The sequence below is a fragment of the Bradyrhizobium valentinum genome (assembly GCF_001440405.1).
GTDB lineage: Bacteria > Pseudomonadota > Alphaproteobacteria > Rhizobiales > Xanthobacteraceae > Bradyrhizobium > Bradyrhizobium valentinum.
Genome location: NZ_LLXX01000118.1, coordinates 191,767 through 207,252, shown reverse-complemented (window position 1 = coordinate 207,252; position 15,486 = coordinate 191,767). Strand labels below are relative to the sequence as shown.

Genomic DNA, 15,486 nt, shown 5'->3' with positions numbered 1-15,486 from the left:
AAAATATTCTGCTTTCGTTCTCACCCAAATCAGTCGCATAACTCCGCCCGTCTCACCCGATTGAGGGGCGTTGGCCATCGTCACGAACGTGCGGTGAGATGCGATGGACGTGAGAGCTGCGACTGACGTGTGCAGCTTGAGCGTACGGCGAAGTCGTGTGGTTCGGGCGCCGCGGTGCTGGCGTTAAGCGTGCGATAAGGAGCGCAGGCGACGGAGGCAAAAGAGCCGTTCTCCGGGAAGAGCACGAAGTAAGCCGTAAAGCCATTGCGCAGGGAAGGCCGGAATGCTCCCGCTGCCCTGTATGCTCGTGTGCAGTTTTGTTTGCGCAAATCGCACGCGAGACCGCGGGTGCAGCAAGCACCCGGTCTTCCCTGCGCCCTCTAATGATTCAGAGGGTCTTTGGATGACGCAAAGCTCGGGCGCTTCTCGCCGCGAGAATGCGGACTCACATCCTCATGCTGTTTGAAATGTAGATCAGTCATAGAGCGGAATAGCGCAGCGTATTTCGCCAATCAGCCACGATCTGCGCGGCGCGCATCGCCATTGAGCGCTACGATCTATCCACCGCGAAACGGATTGGCGATGCGTAAACCCTCGTCGAGCTTCATGCCGTGCTGCATATCCTCCGACCAGAGCGTGTCGCAACCGGCGTTAAGTGCCGAGGCGGCAATCATCGAGTCATAGATTGAAAGGCTGTATCGCTCCGCCAGTCGAAGTCCCGTTTCGTGGGTCTCGACGGTGAGGGGATGAACCGTCAGCAGGCCGCGCAACGTGTTGAGGAATGCATGCGTCTCGTCCCAGGACATCTGCATTTTCCGGCGCGCGACGTTGGCAAGTTCGTTCAGAACTTGCACGCTGATTGAACCGCCGCCGGCGATGGCCGCCTCCGCCCGATCGGCCTTCGCGGCATCGCCGGATGCGAGGCAGACGAGGATATTGGTATCGAAAAAACTAACGGGCATTCGCCTCGTCCCTGTCGAATTTGAAATCGGCAGGGAGACGGCCGCGGAACGCGCGAAGGCGTTTCAATAGCTCGTCGCGCCCGGGCTTGCGTGCGACGCCAAACTGTCGTCCGTCAGCGACGTGGATTTCGATCTCGTCGCCCTCCTTGAGGCCGAGCGCCTCGACCACGATGGCAGGAAGCCGAACCGCAAGGCTGTTCCCCCATTTTGCGACCTGCATGCCAGTTCCTCCGTTCGTCAGGATATACATACCTTTTAATGTATATCTAACGATGCTGAAGGTCAAGGAAACAGGATAAGCAACTCCCGATCGGACCCCGCCGTCGGGCCGTTACGCGCCAGCATGTTCAAGTTTCCATCAGCCTGGAGGACAGGAATTCGATGAAGCGCTGGGTCTTGGCTGGAATGAGGCGAGTTTCGGTGACGGCGTGAATGCTGACCGACGACCCCTGCCATTCGGGCAGGACACGCCGGAGGCGGCCAGAGGCGAGATCTTCGGCGACGATCTTCTCGGCAAGCAGGGCGATGCCCTGGTGGTTGACCGCCAGGGCGCGGGTCATCCCGACGCTGTTGAGCGTGAAGCGGCCGTGAACGCTGACATCGACCTTGTTCATCCCCTGGTGCAAAGTCCAGGTCGGGATCCGCGGCATGCAGATGCATTCATGCTCCGCCAGGTCTGCCGGTGTCGCGGGCTCGCCTGACGCTTCGATATAGCCAGGAGACGCATAGAGGTGGCGCGAATGCCGCCCGATCAGGCGAGCGATCAGACTGGAATCTTCCAGTTTGCCGATGCGGATTGCCACATCGAACGGCTCGGCCACCAGATCGACACGGCGTGGAGTCAGATCGAATTCGAATGTGATGTCGGGATAGTGCCGCGCGAAGTCGGCGATGATCGGCGTGAGGTAAAGCGTGGCGAAGTCGACCGGGAGCGAAACCCGCAGGACGCCGCTCGGCTGCTCCAACATCGTGCCGAGCTGCTCGTGCGCGAGCCGTGCCTCGTCGACAATTCGCTTGCTTCGCTCATAGTAGAGCTGACCGGCCTCGGTGAGCTCGATCTTGCGCGTCGTGCGGTGCAGGAGCCTCAGGCCGATCGCCTTCTCCAGTTCGCTGATACGTCGCGACAGAGTGGAGTTTGGCATGCCGACAGCCTCCGCGGCCTTCCGGAAGCTCCTGGCTCTGGCCACCTCCACGAACAGCGCCATGTCGTTCAAATGGCTCAACTGATTGCTCCATAGATGGAAGCATGATTCCAATTTTGCCGAATTTATCCCGAAATCGGAATAGTGGACAAGGACTCCAACGAATGGAGAACCTCGATGAATCCACTGTTCACCCCGGTCCGCCTCGGCCGCTACATGCTTCCCAACCGGCTGGTCATGGCGCCCATGACCCGCAGCCGCGCCGCCTTCGACGGTACGCCGGGAGAGCTGGCTGCTGAATATTATGCCCAGCGTGCGGGTGTTGGCCTGATCGTCACCGAAGGCACCCAGCCCTCGGATGACGGGCAGGGCTATCTCACCACCCCGGGTATCTACACTCCCGCACATGTCGCCGGCTGGCGGAAGATCACCTCCGCCGTGCACGACGGGGGCGGTCACATTTTCATCCAGCTCATGCATGCCGGACGCATGTCGCATCCCGACAACACGCCGCATCATCGCCAGGGCGTCGCACCGTCCGCGATCGCGCCGGGGACGGGCATGTTCACGGCGACGGGGATGCAGGACATTCCCACGCCGCGCGCGCTGACGACCGAAGAAGTGCGCCAGACCGTCGCCGATTTCCGCCACGCGGCCCGCTCAGCGATCGAGGCCGGCGCCGACGGCGTCGAGATTCACGGCGCAAACGCCTACCTCGTCCAACAGTTCTTCGCGCCGAGCGCCAACACGCGCACGGACGAATATGGCGGCTCCACGGAGAATCGCGCCCGCTTCGCCGTCGAAGTCGCCACCGCGATCGCAGAGGAGATCGGCGCGGACCGAACCTCAATCCGCCTGTCCCCGGGCACGACCATGTGGGGGATCGACGAAGGCGCCGAAGGGCCGGATCTGTACCGGTATCTCGTCGCCAAACTCGACAAGCTCGGGCTCGCCTATGTCCACATCATGCACCAGGGCAACGAGCCATTGCTGGCCGACATTCGCAAGCTCTGGCACCAATCGCTGATCCTCAACCGGCCGGGTCGTCCGCGCGACCAAATCGGCGCCGACGTGGCTTCGGGGGGTGGCCGATCTCGAAGCCTATGGGCAGATGGTCCTTGCCAATCCGGACTTCGTCGTGCGGCTGAAGGCCAATGCGGCGATGAACGAGGCCGACCACAACACCTTCTTCGGCGGCACCGCGCGAGGCTACATCGATTACCCCGCGCTGAGCGCCTAGGGTTCGCGGCCATGCCCGTCGCCCAGCTCCAGCGGGTGGGCTCGCACTGAATGGCCGCCGTTCTCACAAGGCTGCCTCGTATCGGCAGCTTTCATGGTCTCAGTTCTCAAAAGCTGTCAGTCCGCTACCGGCCCAACCCCGCCATTTAACCTAACTCATCGGGCGAAGCGGAGCGACGAGGTGGGGTGCGTGCAGGCGCCGTTTCAAATCTCCGACTTCAGGTCGGCGAACGCCTCTTTTAGATAATTGGCGATAGGTCGCTTCCCCTGGTCGCGGTTCCAGTTGTCGATCGCAAGACGTAGCGCTCCGACCGACATCATGGCGACGATGCGGAGCGCAGGTTGTCGCTTGGGCTGCGGCCACATCTGGCAGAGCGCGTCGAATACCGCTTGTTCTTTCTCTACATATTTCGCCTGGTGTCGTATGCGAAGCGACTCGTTCGCGCACATCAGGCGTTCGATCACCTTGGTTTGCTTGTAATCGGCCTGAAAGCGGTTCGTCAGCTCCAACAAGGCGTTCTTCACGGCGTCGAGGGGGGACTGTTTGGTCGATTGCTCCAGCACAGCGGCTCGCAGGGTCTCTGTGAAACCGCCGTCCTGCCACGCCAGCAGAATCTCTTCCTTGGACTTGAAGTAGTAGAAGAACGTCCGCCGCGAGATCCCCGCTGCCTCCGCGATCGCATCGAGCGTGGTGGCCTCGTAGCCGTGGGTCAGAAACAGTTTCAGGCCTTGCTCGGCGATGCGATGCAGCGTCTCGCGCCGCTTCCGCTCGCGTGGACGTTCCTCCTTGGGGGCCGAACTTTCCATGACCAGTTCTGACACGAACTTGTTATTATGCAAAATTACACTCAGTGCAATACAAGATTACACCCAGTGCGAATTTTGTTCAAGGTGTGTTCATGGAGATCAGGGTGGGCGGCGATACTCCCTCGTGGCATGTTCAATCGGCTCTCGCAGGTGGCCGGGGCGACGCAATCGCGGCGGGCAACATGACGCGACGGCGCCTCGGTGCCATGCTGCTCGCCGTCGCAGTCACAGCCGCCGCTCCCGTAAATCCAGCGCGCGCGCAGTCCGCCGCGCCCGCTTTCGTTGACTTCGACTGGGTCGATCCCGCGCGTTCGCGGGCCGTTCCGGCGCGTCTGCATTGGCCCACGAGTGTCGCGCCGGGGTCGCGCGTGCCGCTCATCGTGTTTTCCCATGGCATGGGTGGCTCCCGCCGGGGCTACAGTTATCTGGGCCGATATTGGGCTGCCCGCGGCATTGCGAGTTTGCATGTTCAGCATGCGGGCAGCGATTCGTCGCTCTGGGTGGGCAATCCTCTCACCGTCGTGGACCGTTTGCAGCGAGCGGCTCATGAGAGCGAAGCGCTGGCGCGGGCCTGGGATCTGCACTTCGCCCTGGACCGCGTGCTGTCGAGCCCCTACGGCGCCCAGATCGAGCGTCGGCGTATCGTAGCGGCCGGACATTCATATGGCGCGAACACGGCCCTTCTTGCGGTTGGCGCCCGCGTGATGCGTGAAGGGCAGTGGGTCGAGGCCCGCGACGCGCGCTTTGCGGCGGCGATCGTGATCTCTGCGCCGCCGTTCTACGGCGAGTCCGATCTTGCCTCGGTGCTGAGCAAGATCACGGTTCCGAACCTGCACGTGACTGCGACCAACGATTCATCGAAATTCCCGGATACCACTCGCCCGCTGCCGATCGGTTAGCCGTCTTCAACGGCATTGCCACACCGCGCAAGCTGCTTGCCGTGTTTGAAGGCGGCTCGCACAGCATCTTTACTGATCGTTCGTTCACAGGTGGTCCGGCTCTAAATCCGAAAGTGAAGGCTGCGACGGCGGAGCTCACTCTGGCTTTCCTCGACCTGGCCTTCGACGGCAACGGGACGACGTTGACGCGCTGGAATGCGACATGGCAGCCTATCCTGGCAACGGCGCCCGGAACCGCGCTTTCTCCTGTTCCGGTCGCGCGTTCCCGGCGCATTGTCCAGGGATCGGCGATTGGCCTCGTTGCCTCGCCTTGAGTTGCCTCGCCTTGAGATGGGTCCTCGTGCCGACGCTAGGCTTGATGGCTGCCGGTTGCGCGAGCGCACCGCTGGAGCGGTCCGGGTCGCTGGCCTCCTACGACAATCTGACGCCGTCTGATGGGCTTCTGACCAAATCGCAGGTTCGGGTCAGCAAGGCTGATGTTCTCGCCGCAAAGACCGCGCGTATCGAGCCAACCGCATTCACAGTAGCCGCGGCAAACCAGCCGTTCTCGGACCAGCAGCGCAACCTGATCAAGAATGCGGTAAACAGAGCGATGTGTTTTGCGCTGAGCGAGCGCTTCCGAATTGTAGCACCGACGGAAGCGGCGGACTTGAGTGTCCGGGCGGTTATTACCCACATTGCGCCGACCGATGCGACAGCCGCCGGCGTCTCCAAGGTCGCGAGCGTTGTACCGTCTGTCGTTGCTCCCGGTGTGCCCATCCCTGTGCCGCGGCTTCCGATCGGACTTGGGAGCCTGTCTGTCGAGGCCGAGGCCCGTGATCGCAGTGGCAACCAAAAGGCTGCGATGATCTGGGCGCGCGGAGCGAATTCCTTCACCAGCGCTCCGCGCGTATCGAGCGACGGGGATGCCTATGATCTCGCCAGCGCTTTCGGAGACGATTTCGGGAAATTGCTTGTTACCGCCGAGAGTCCGTTCGGGAAGGTCTCGGCGCCGCCATCCATCGGCAGTCTGAAGGCCTCTCTCGGCGGCGCGCCGAAAGAGGCGATTTGCGAAACATTCGGGCGCGCGCCGGGACTGCCCGGCATGATCGGCGAGAGGATCGGGCTGCCGCCGGATTGGACCGACCGGGGCGCGTCGGCGAACGCAGTGTCGGAAGCGCCGGTTACTGATTAAGCTAGCGACCCCGCAGCGCCGACAGCGGACCGTCACTCCACTTTATCGAATTACGTGACGTGACAACCGCTCCCGAAAATCAACCGGATGCAGAGGAAGCGAATAACGTTAAGGCTGCCGCTGAGTTTATCCATGGCGGCGACCTTGATGATAGGCCGAGCCTTCAGCTTGCAGGAGCGGATCTAGCGGCGCTGGCATCGTAGGCCCGCTGAGCCATTTCGAGTTCGGCTTGGTTTTCCACTGCCCAGTCGCTCAGTGTCTTCAACGGGGGGATGAGCCGCTGACCTAGGTTTGTGAGCGCATACTCCACCTTCGGCGGGATCGTCGGATAGATCGTGCGCGTCACCAATCCGTCCCGTTCGAGGCCGCGCAGCGTCAGGGTCAGCATGCGGTGTGACACCGCGCCGATCAGGCGCTGCAGGGCGTTGAAGCGCATCGGCCCTTCTGAGAGCGCGCCCACGGCCATCACGGTCCACTTGTCCCCGATCCTGTCGAGAATCGCGCCCAGGGCGCGGCACCGTTCATGAGGATCGGCCTCGATCCGCTGATCGTCATCCATGTCTGCCTCCCAGGTCGATGAGCGCCGGCGCGGCGTGTGCCTGACGATCAAGATTGTGCGTTCTTGTCCGCCTGGCAGGTATCGATCATATCGTCACAAACATTTTGTTCCTATCGAAAGCGGGGATATCTATGAAAGAGCGTCGGGTGTCTGGCGGCAACTATGTATTTTTCGGCGGTTCTACTGGCATCGGTCATGCTGCGGCCGTGGAACTGGGGCGCCGCGGCGCGAACGTGCTGATCGTCGGCCGCGGACGAAAGGCCGGGGAGGTCGCGGTTGAGGCCGTCCGCGCGTCGGGCGGCGAGGCCGCCTTCCTGGCTGCCGACCTATCGACCCTCAAGGGCGTCAAGGCCGCGGCTGAGGGAGTCGTCGCCTGGCAACCGGTCTTGCATGGGCTCATGCACACCGCCATGGCTGGGTTCAAGGGCAAGACCTTGACGGCTGACGGTTTGGAGTTCGCTTTCGCCCTGCAATACATGGCGCGCGCGGCGCTCAATCGGGCGCTGGTCGAACCGCTCGCCGCCTCGGGCGATGGACGCATCGTTAGCATCTCGGGCAATGTCCCGTCGTCTTTCATGCCCGATCTGGATGACCTGCAATTCGAGCGCCGCAAGTGGAGCTTCTACAAGTCGATCTTGGGTACGCACCTCCTTGGTCATCTGCACGTCCAGGAAGCTGCGCGCTTGTGGCGCGACCGTCCTGTGACTATCGCCGCGGCCTGTGTCGGCTCCACCAAAACCAAGGTCATGGCCGATCCGCTCATGCCCTTGAGCATGAAATTGCTGGGACTGTTCGGCACAACGCCCGAGGTTTCCGCCGTCAACGCAGTCCGCCTTTTGACCCAGGCTTCGCCGGCCGCCTTCGATGGAGTCGTCCTGCGTAACCCCAAGCGTTTCGAGCCCGAGCCACTTGCAATGAACCCTGATGCCGCCAGGAAGCTATGGGCCGTGACGGGCGACATTGCGGCCAAGCACGGCTTATCGTTGGTCTGACGAGCCCAATTGGATGTCGCATGTCAAAAATTTCCGCCTTCGGTTGCGGGCGAGCCTCCGAGCTATCGCGCAAGCCGCTGATTGGCCAATGTGCCAGAAACGGAATAACGAACCATGAAAACGAATGTCATCGTAGGGGCCAGTGCTGTCGGAAGCGCTGTCGCGTCCCTGCTCGCCGAACGCGGCGAGAATGTACGGCTCGTGACACGCAGAGGCGGCGGCCCAACCCATCCTTTGATCGAGCGCATCGCGGCGAACGCGGCCGATGCCAATCGGTTGAGCACAATCGCCGAAGGTGCGGCCGCTCTCTTCAATTGCGCCAACCCGGCCTATGATCGTTGGCTGATCGACTGGCCTCCGATCAGTGCGGCCACGTTGAAGGCCGCGGAGCGCAGCGGCGCGGTCCTCGCCACCCACGCCACGCTATACCCCTATGGCCCCGGCTCCGGCGTCATGACCGAAGCAACGCCACTCGCAGCCACCCATCCCAAGTTGCGGCTTCGCGGCGAGATGTGGCGCAACGCGCTCGAGCTTCATCAGGCCGGTCGTATCCGCGCGACGGAAATACGGGCGAGCGATCATATCCAGCCCCAATCGTTGGTCAGTCTGGCGATGTTCAGACCCATGCTCGCCGGCAAACGCGTGATGTCGCCGGTACTCGTCGACGTGCCTCGAACATGGACGTCGATCCGGGATGCGGCCCGCCTTCTAACCATGGTGGCAGCCGACGAACGCGCCTGGGGCAAGGCCTGGCATGTGCCAAGCCATGACCCCATGACCGCACGCGAACTCCTCACGAAATTCGCCAAAGCCAACGGTCTGCCGGAGCCAAGACTCTCGGTTATACCTTGGAGCGTGATTTGGGCCGTCGGCATATTCGCCCCGCTCATCCGGGAGATTCGCACCACACGGTATCAGTTCACGCAACCCTTCATCATGGACTCTCGCTTGGCCAGAGAGACTTTTGGGATGCAGCCGGAACCGCTGGAGATGGCGTTGCGGGACGCAGCGCAGATGATGAGGACCCTGGGATAGGCCTCCTTCCCAGAGATGAGCCGTTGGGATTACGGTGCACAAAAATTGCAACGGTGGCTCAAGGTAGCGTCACAACATGACGGCAAATCACTTCTGATTTTCCGAAATCGTGTCAAGCCCAAGAATCCATAAGAATCAAAAATATTCCGCTTTCGTTCTCACCCAAATCAGTCGCATAACTCCGCCCGTCTCACGGCAGATGAGGGGCGCTCGCGATCGTCACGAACGTGCGGTGAGATGCGGTGGACGCTGATGGCGCGCTAGACGTACGCGCAGGAAGCGTACGGCGAAGTCGTGTGGTTCGGGCGTCGCGGTGCTGGCGCTAAGTCCAAGAGAAGCGAAGCTTCTCGGGGGCGACGGAGGCAAAAGAGCCGTTCTCCGGGGAGAGCACGAAGTAAGCCGTAAAGCCATTGCGCAGGGAAGGCCGGAATGCTCCCGCTGCCCTGTATGCTCGTGTGCAGTTTTGTTTGCGCAAATCGCACGCGAGACCGCGGGTGCAGCAAGCACCCGGTCTTCCCTGCGCCCTCTGATAAAGAGGAGGGCAAAAGAAGATGCAAAGCTCGGGCGCAACGCGCCGCGAGAATGCGGATCCACACCCTCAAAGAACATTTGGATCGGGCTGGCTGGCCCGGTAATCTCCGCTTCGCTTGTCTGCCTCGGAAGATCGCTCTCTCCCGACGCACTTTTGTGAGCGGAATGTGCTGATGAAATCCACGCGCCGAAAACCGAATCTCGTTGCCAAGCCGACCAAGGAACCCAAGCTTTCCCGCACCCATGCTCCGGCCGATCTGTCGCCGGTGGACTGGCAACGCGGCTTGCGCCGACAGTTCGGCCGCGAGCAGGCCTTCGGACTTGAGAACCTGACTGACGAGCCGTTTTTCTCCGAGTTTCGGGTCAGCAATCCGGTGTCGAAGTCCAGCTATCGCGTCGCGATTCGAGGTTTGGGGCCGGGCGGCAATTTCTGTTCTTGCCCCGATTATGCCACCAGCGAACTGGGGACCTGCAAGCACCTTGAATTCACGCTTGCGAAGCTGGAGAAAAAGCGCGGCGCAAAGGCGGCGTTCACGCGCGGCTACCAGCCTGCATTTTCTGAACTGTTTTTGCGCAATGAAGGCAAACGCTGCGTGCATTTTCGCGCCGGAACGGATTGCCCGCCGGCGGTGCGCGAGGCCGCCGCCGGCCTGTTCGATGCTGAACGCGACGGGATGCTGCCGGAGGAGCGGCTAGGCGAGCTCGAGCATTTTATAACCATGGCGTCGAAGTATGGTCATGAGCTGCGCGCTTATGATGATGCGCTCGACTTTATCGCCGGAAGACGGGACGCGGACCGGCGGGCCTCGAAGCTGGAACAGCTATTTCCGCGCGGCGCAGCCGATCCAAAGCTGCGGACGCTTCTGAAGGTCCCGCTCTATGCCTATCAAGCCGAGGGCGCGCTGTTTGCGGTGCGGGCTGGCCGGGCGCTGATCGGCGACGATATGGGGCTTGGCAAGACCATACAGGCCATTGCCGCGACCGAAATACTGGCGCGGCATTTTGGCGTCTCGAAAGTTCTGGTGATCTGCCCGACCTCGCTCAAATACCAATGGCAAAGCGAGATAGCGCGTTTCTCGGGACGGCAGGGGAAAAATGCGGCGCGGGTCATCGGCGGTGGCCGGGCGCAGCGGCAGAAGGACTACGCTCTGGACGACTTCTGCAAGATTACGAACTACGAGAAGCTCAAGCCCGATCTCGACTTGATCGCCGCTTGGGCGCCGGAACTCGTGATCGTCGATGAAGCGCAACGGGTCAAGAACTGGAACACCATCGCGGCGCGCGCATTGAAACGCATCGATAGCTCCTACGCGATTGTGCTGACCGGAACGCCGCTGGAAAACAAGCTCGAAGAACTGATCTCGATCGTGCAGTTCGTCGACCAGCATCGGCTGGGGCCGACCTGGAAGTTGCTGCACGAGCACCAGGTCAAGGACGAAGCCGGACGCGTCACCGGCTATACCGGACTGGATAAGATCGGCCAAACGCTGGCGCCGGTGATGATCCGGCGGCGCAAATCCGAGGTGTTGCGGCAGCTGCCCGCCCGGACGGACCAGAACCTGCTGGTGCCGATGACCGAAATGCAAATGGATTACCATAAGGAAAACGCCGACGAGGTGGCGAAAATCGTCCGGCGCTGGCGCAAGACCAGGTTTCTATCTGAGATGGATCAGCGGCGGCTGATGATTGCGCTGCAGAACATGCGTATGTCGTGCAACAGCACCTATCTGCTGGACCAGGAGACCGACCACGGCGTCAAGGCCGATGAATTGGCGGCGCTGCTCGATGATTTGTTCGCCGATCCCGAGCCCAAGGCGGTGGTGTTTTCGCAGTGGACGCGGACCCATGACATCGTCATCCGACGTCTCGACGCGCTTGGACTGGGCTATGTCAGCTTCCACGGCGGCGTGCCGTCGGAGAAGCGGCCGGCGTTGATCGAGCGGTTTCGCGACGACCCCGCTTGCCGCGTGTTCCTGTCGACCGATGCCGGCAGCACGGGTCTCAATCTGCAGCATGCTTCGACCCTGGTGAATATGGACTTGCCGTGGAATCCGGCAATCCTCGAACAGCGTATCGCGCGCATCCATCGCATGGGTCAGACGCGGCCGGTGCGGGTCATCAATTTCGTGGCAAAGGGCACCATCGAGGAAGGCATGCTTTCGGTGCTGGCGTTCAAGCGCTCGTTGTCGGCAGGAATTCTCGACGGTAGCAGTGGCGAGATCTCGCTCGGCGGTTCGCGCCTCAACCGTTTCATGAAGGACGTGGAAAGCGTCACCGGAAGCATGGGCGAGGGCGAAGCGGTGACGCCGGCCGAGGAGGTGGGGAGCATCGTCGCCGCTGCTGATGACGATGCTGGATCGGCGGAAGAAATAAGTGCCGATGGGAACATTCGCGCTGGCGAGATAGCGCAGACTGATGGGGTCGAGGCACTGTCCCGCGATATGGCTGCCGATCCGTGGCAGGCCCTGATGCAGGTCGGTGCGCAGTTTGTTGCCGCACTGGCGGCTGCCAACGATCCCAAGGCTGCTAACGATCCCGCGGCTGCGGCGCATCCCTGGATCGAGCGCGATCCGGCAACTGGCGCGCAAAGCCTCAAAATGCCTCTGCCGCCACCGGAAACCGTGCGACAACTTGCCAATGCACTTTCTGCACTCGCGGACGGCCTGCGCGGCAAGATTGCGTGACGATCCGTAGTTTCGCCAACATCTTGGGGGGAGGTCCGCAGTGCTCCGTGATCTAAAATGGTCTCCATCCGAAAAGAAGATCGCACGCAGGGCTTTCGACACTGCGCTGAAATCGGCGCTCGCCGAGGTAATGGCCGAATTCAAGCAAAAGGCTGACGCCGCGTCGACGCCGTCCGATATGTGGGAGGTCGAAGACTATCTGCGTCAGCAACGGCGGGAGATCGATGAGACATTCGATTATCGGTACTCGCAACTTCCTCTTGTCTTTGCCCGTCTCATTCGAGAGGGGCGTCTGGATGAGAGTCTCCTTTCCGGTCTGTCGGAAGAGAAGCGCGAGATCATTCGCTCGTTCCTTGCTTTCGCTGCGAAGGGGTGACGGCGGCAGCATTCGTCTCGTCCCAGGACATCTGCATTTTCCGGCGGCTCGGGACGGCAACCGAGAAGGCCTCTCTCAATTCAACTGAACGCCGATCTCATCGGTACTGCGGACACCGATGTACGTAGTCCCAGGGAATGTCATATACGCACGTAAAGCGGAGATCGTCTGACGTTTTTGGTGGCGGAGCCTCCACGACCGGTCGGTCGACCTCATTCGGCAGACCATAGAAGACGCCGCCGCCTGCCGGCCAGAAGCCGGAAACTCCCCGGTGATGGTGATGGGGATGATGCATCGATCGGTTGAACGTTGGGAAAGCCGGGCGCGGCGGAGCAACTCCCGGACCGCGCGCTACTCCCGGATCGGCAAATGTCTCGTTCGCACCAAGGACAAGCGCGACCGCACTGAGAGAGGCGATAAACGTCGTTCTATAGGTCATGGCACTCACCCACTCGTAGGTTACCGGGCAGCATTTCCTAAGACGCTAAGCCGTGCCTTTCGTGCCCGCAAAGGCATACTTAATTTTTAGTTAAGGCGTAATCTTAATGGAGCGACGCCCTCTGGATCATACCGCCGTTCGCCGACCACGACACACCGCTTTGGGTCACTTGTGCGGCATCTGGCGTTTCTTCGTCACGTCAGCTCGCGCGTGAACGCTCGGAAGTTCTGGTTGTCAGGAGATTATGGATTCCAGCCGCCGCTGCCGTACTCGCGGGTAATAATTTCAAGAAGATGCCCGTTCCGCTCCTTGAAGTATACGCCACGCCCGCCGTCGTGATGGTTGATCTTGCCCGGTTGAGTTTGTCCAGGGTCGGCCCAGTAGGGAAGCTCTCGTTCCCGGATCCTGCCGAAGATCTCGTCGAACTCGCTTTCACTGGTCAGGAATGCATAGTGCTGCGGAGTAATGTCGCCATCGATATTCATGTAGTCGAGGTTGGCGCCGTTTTCGGTGGTGACCATATAAAATGGCCCCCATCGCCGTGGGGCCGGGAGACCGAGCATCTCGGCCAGGAATGTTGCCGATGCCTTGCTATCGTGGGTGGAAAGTATCGTGTGGTTGAAGTGGATGGCCATGGCGATCTCCCGAAACGGAAGGGTTTCATCGTTCTGCGGCGTGAAGCTGATTTAACCAGGTCGCAAGCCATATCGTTCCAGCGACGAAAGTTGGACGCGGGATTTGATGACGCTGGCGGAGCCCGCGTTGAAAATGCTGTTCCCTGCGGCTGCCAGGACAGTTGAGGCCATGCAAAGCGCTGGTAACGCCGGTTGCCTGGAACGCGCCGCCGCAGCCTAGCCCTTTCCCGGCAGCAACTGGTCGAGCGTAATTTTCGAAAGCGCTTGCTCAAAGCGGGCTGCGGCTTCGGACAATGCGCGCGACAAGGCGCGGTTGGCGGAACGTTCGACAGCGCATTTGGGATGATCGTCGCTGGTGGCGATAGTGAACGGCGATCCCGGCTCGAACGCCTTGTAGATATTCAGGAACGTGATCTCGTGAAGCGGCCGCTCGAGCTGCCATCCGCCTTTCGGCCCCCGCTCGGAAGAGACATAGCCGCCTTCACGGAGCGCGCCCATGATACGTCGGACGACGACCGGGTTGGTGTCGAGCATCGCAGCGATCGTCTCGGATGTTGCTGTGCCCTCGTTGAAGCTCATGTGGACCAGCACATGAGCAACGCGGGCGAGCCTTGTGTCCTTGCTCACGTCGGTACCTCGCTTGATGCATCGCAGCCTAGATCGCTTCGCCCGTTATCGCAACAGACACAGTGACAAAATCGTTGACGTCTCCCAGCATATCGTACTAGTAACAGTTACGAGTTACGAGTAGGACGGGAGATCAGCATGCACTTTGATGTCATCATTATTGGCGGCAGTTTCGCCGGACTGTCGGCGGCGCTTCAACTGGGCCGGGCGCGCCGGACCGTGCTCGTCATCGACGCGGGGGAGCGACGCAACCGCTTTGCATCGGCCTCTCACGGTTTTCTGGGGCGCGATGGCGTTGCGCCGGGCGAGATCATCGCCGAAGCGACACGCCAGTTGGCGCGCTATGTCACCGTCGCAACCCTGAAGGGCTCCGCGTCAAAGGCGGGACGAGCGGAGGAGGGGTTTTACGTCGAGACGCACAGCGACACCTTCCATGGCAAGCGCCTGATACTTGCCGGTGGCGTCGTCGATATCCTGCCCGATATCCCGGGCCTCGCTGATCGATGGGGCAGGTCGATCTTCCACTGCCCTTATTGCCACGGTTACGAACTCGAACGCGGCCCGATCGGCGTCCTGGCCACCGGTGCGTTCTCCATGCATCATGCCATGATGCTGCCCGACTGGGGTCCAACCACGCTTCTGACCAACGACAGCTTTATTCCCGACGAAGCGCAATTGTCAGCTCTGGCCGGGCGGGGCGTCTCGGTGGAGGAGGGGCGCGTCCGGCAGATATTCGGTCAGCGCCCGACCGTTGAACTCGCAAATGGCCGCACCATTGAATTCGCCGGCATCTTCACGCTTGGCCGGACCGTGGGAGGGCCGATTGCCGAACAGCTTGGCTGCGATTTGAAGGATGGACCGCTCGGGAAATTCATCGGGGTTGATGAGCAGCAGCAAACGTCAATTCCCAAAGTATTTGCCTGTGGCGACGTTGCGCGTGCCGCCGGATCGATAGCGCTGGCGGTATCAGACGGAACCATGGCCGGCGTGGCCGCCCATCGATCCCTCATCTTTTGATCTCAGTTCGGCGGGTGGATTAGCCCAACGGGTCCGCGCGAAGCGCGGCCCGATGGGCGTAATCCCACCACATGCTCTCATCAAGTCGAGCTGTGTGGCGCGTTCAACCGCGGCAATGGCCGTCCTGCCATTCGATATTGAGAAGGGCGTTGCGCAGCCTATGCCAGTCGGCGCACCTCGGGAGCCCGGGCCAGACCGATCATGGGGCTTTCGCCTTTGATCTCGGCCGTCGTTCCGTCGGCAAATGCCAATGTCACGGGAGAGTACGGGCCGAGATGGAGCGTGATCTGATCTGATCCATCGCCGAAGGAAATCGTGGCCGTGCTGCCGGAAACCGCGACCTGCATGTTGTCGGCCGTCAACCCCTC

At 61.3% G+C, this 15,486-nt stretch carries 16 protein-coding genes and 1 pseudogene; 9 read left to right on the top strand and 8 right to left on the bottom strand.

The annotated features are described in order from the left end of the window. Nucleotides 1-557 precede the first annotated feature (557 nt). The 3 genes from CP49_RS18085 to CP49_RS18075 form a co-directional block, all read right to left on the bottom strand. Entirely contained in the window at nucleotides 558-962 is a 405-nt protein-coding gene (locus tag CP49_RS18085; RefSeq protein WP_057851537.1) for a PIN domain-containing protein, read from the bottom strand. Further along, the gene (locus tag CP49_RS18080) at nucleotides 952-1,182 is read right to left on the bottom strand and encodes an AbrB/MazE/SpoVT family DNA-binding domain-containing protein (protein WP_057851571.1); all 231 of its coding nucleotides are present in this window, start codon (nucleotides 1,180-1,182) and stop codon (nucleotides 952-954) included. Before CP49_RS18080 ends, CP49_RS18085 begins: the two co-directional genes overlap by 11 nt. 127 nt (nucleotides 1,183-1,309) lie before the next feature. Beyond that, the gene (locus tag CP49_RS18075; protein WP_057851536.1) at nucleotides 1,310-2,185 is read right to left on the bottom strand and encodes a LysR family transcriptional regulator; all 876 of its coding nucleotides are present in this window, start codon (nucleotides 2,183-2,185) and stop codon (nucleotides 1,310-1,312) included. Between the two features lie 96 nt (nucleotides 2,186-2,281). Between CP49_RS18075 and CP49_RS18070 the strand changes: the two are divergent. Beyond that, nucleotides 2,282-3,344 (top strand): annotated as a pseudogene (locus tag CP49_RS18070) (alkene reductase). A 203-nt stretch (nucleotides 3,345-3,547) separates the two neighbouring features. On the opposite strand, the gene CP49_RS18065 reads toward CP49_RS18070, so the two are convergent. Beyond that, entirely contained in the window at nucleotides 3,548-4,150 is a 603-nt protein-coding gene (locus tag CP49_RS18065) for a TetR/AcrR family transcriptional regulator (protein ID WP_057851535.1), read from the bottom strand. Nucleotides 4,151-4,356: 206 nt separating this feature from the next. Here CP49_RS18065 and CP49_RS18060 point away from each other — a divergent pair, with 206 nt between their 5' ends. The 3 genes from CP49_RS18060 to CP49_RS18055 are packed head-to-tail and all read left to right on the top strand — an operon-like array spanning nucleotide 4,357 to nucleotide 6,223. After that, nucleotides 4,357-5,049: an alpha/beta hydrolase family protein gene (locus CP49_RS18060; protein WP_245310738.1), complete on the top strand. Its 693-nt coding sequence runs from the start codon at nucleotides 4,357-4,359 to the stop codon at nucleotides 5,047-5,049. Nucleotides 5,050-5,090: 41 nt separating this feature from the next. Then, complete coding sequence (locus CP49_RS47475; RefSeq protein WP_245310737.1) at nucleotides 5,091-5,363, top strand: hypothetical protein; 273 nt, start codon at nucleotides 5,091-5,093, stop codon at nucleotides 5,361-5,363. Nucleotides 5,364-5,374: 11 nt separating this feature from the next. Continuing rightward, nucleotides 5,375-6,223 (top strand): DUF3313 domain-containing protein, encoded by an 849-nt coding sequence (locus CP49_RS18055; protein WP_245310736.1) that lies wholly within the window; start codon nucleotides 5,375-5,377, stop codon nucleotides 6,221-6,223. 163 nt (nucleotides 6,224-6,386) lie between these two features. Here the strand turns inward: CP49_RS18055 and CP49_RS18050 are convergent, their stop codons facing one another. Then, nucleotides 6,387-6,782, bottom strand: coding sequence for a winged helix-turn-helix transcriptional regulator (locus tag CP49_RS18050; RefSeq protein WP_057851569.1), 396 nt, complete (start codon nucleotides 6,780-6,782; stop codon nucleotides 6,387-6,389). 131 nt (nucleotides 6,783-6,913) lie between these two features. On the opposite strand from CP49_RS18050, the gene CP49_RS18045 reads away from it, so the two are divergent. From CP49_RS18045 to CP49_RS18030, 4 genes are all read left to right on the top strand, one after another. Then, entirely contained in the window at nucleotides 6,914-7,774 is an 861-nt protein-coding gene (locus tag CP49_RS18045; RefSeq protein WP_057851534.1) for an SDR family NAD(P)-dependent oxidoreductase, read from the top strand. Nucleotides 7,775-7,888: 114 nt separating this feature from the next. Further along, entirely contained in the window at nucleotides 7,889-8,809 is a 921-nt protein-coding gene (locus CP49_RS18040; protein WP_057851533.1) for a Rossmann-fold NAD(P)-binding domain-containing protein, read from the top strand. 704 nt (nucleotides 8,810-9,513) lie between these two features. Further along, complete coding sequence (locus tag CP49_RS18035) at nucleotides 9,514-12,024, top strand: DEAD/DEAH box helicase (protein WP_057851532.1); 2,511 nt, start codon at nucleotides 9,514-9,516, stop codon at nucleotides 12,022-12,024. A 40-nt stretch (nucleotides 12,025-12,064) separates the two neighbouring features. Then, on the top strand, nucleotides 12,065-12,400 hold the full coding sequence (locus CP49_RS18030; RefSeq protein ID WP_057851531.1) for a hypothetical protein: 336 nt from the start codon (nucleotides 12,065-12,067) through the stop codon (nucleotides 12,398-12,400). A 681-nt stretch (nucleotides 12,401-13,081) separates the two neighbouring features. Here the strand turns inward: CP49_RS18030 and CP49_RS18025 are convergent. Both CP49_RS18025 and CP49_RS18020 read right to left on the bottom strand, forming a co-directional pair. Next, nucleotides 13,082-13,474, bottom strand: coding sequence for a VOC family protein (locus CP49_RS18025; protein ID WP_057851530.1), 393 nt, complete (start codon nucleotides 13,472-13,474; stop codon nucleotides 13,082-13,084). Nucleotides 13,475-13,690: 216 nt separating this feature from the next. Next, a complete protein-coding gene (locus tag CP49_RS18020; RefSeq protein WP_082646081.1) occupies nucleotides 13,691-14,101 on the bottom strand; it encodes an Rrf2 family transcriptional regulator in 411 nt (136 codons plus the stop codon). 138 nt (nucleotides 14,102-14,239) lie between these two features. On the opposite strand from CP49_RS18020, the gene CP49_RS18015 reads away from it, so the two are divergent. Next, entirely contained in the window at nucleotides 14,240-15,118 is an 879-nt protein-coding gene (locus tag CP49_RS18015) for an NAD(P)/FAD-dependent oxidoreductase (protein WP_057851529.1), read from the top strand. A 158-nt stretch (nucleotides 15,119-15,276) separates the two neighbouring features. Here the strand turns inward: CP49_RS18015 and CP49_RS18010 are convergent. Then, a partial coding sequence (locus tag CP49_RS18010) for a hypothetical protein (protein ID WP_210183103.1) occupies nucleotides 15,277-15,486 on the bottom strand: 210 nt, incomplete at its 5' end.

Excerpts from the sequence above, each read along its gene's own strand:
- CP49_RS18085 (WP_057851537.1), bottom strand. The coding sequence starts at position 962 with ATGCCCGTTAGTTTTTTCGATACCAATATCCTCGTCTGCCTCGCATCC.
- CP49_RS18080 (WP_057851571.1), bottom strand. The coding sequence starts at position 1,182 with ATGCAGGTCGCAAAATGGGGGAACAGCCTTGCGGTTCGGCTTCCTGCC.
- CP49_RS18065 (WP_057851535.1), bottom strand. The coding sequence starts at position 4,150 with ATGGAAAGTTCGGCCCCCAAGGAGGAACGTCCACGCGAGCGGAAGCGG.
- CP49_RS18060 (WP_245310738.1), top strand. The coding sequence starts at position 4,357 with ATGCTGCTCGCCGTCGCAGTCACAGCCGCCGCTCCCGTAAATCCAGCG.
- CP49_RS18050 (WP_057851569.1), bottom strand. The coding sequence starts at position 6,782 with ATGGATGACGATCAGCGGATCGAGGCCGATCCTCATGAACGGTGCCGC.
- CP49_RS18045 (WP_057851534.1), top strand. The coding sequence starts at position 6,914 with ATGAAAGAGCGTCGGGTGTCTGGCGGCAACTATGTATTTTTCGGCGGT.
- CP49_RS18040 (WP_057851533.1), top strand. The coding sequence starts at position 7,889 with ATGAAAACGAATGTCATCGTAGGGGCCAGTGCTGTCGGAAGCGCTGTC.
- CP49_RS18035 (WP_057851532.1), top strand. The coding sequence starts at position 9,514 with ATGAAATCCACGCGCCGAAAACCGAATCTCGTTGCCAAGCCGACCAAG.
- CP49_RS18025 (WP_057851530.1), bottom strand. The coding sequence starts at position 13,474 with ATGGCCATCCACTTCAACCACACGATACTTTCCACCCACGATAGCAAG.
- CP49_RS18015 (WP_057851529.1), top strand. The coding sequence starts at position 14,240 with ATGCACTTTGATGTCATCATTATTGGCGGCAGTTTCGCCGGACTGTCG.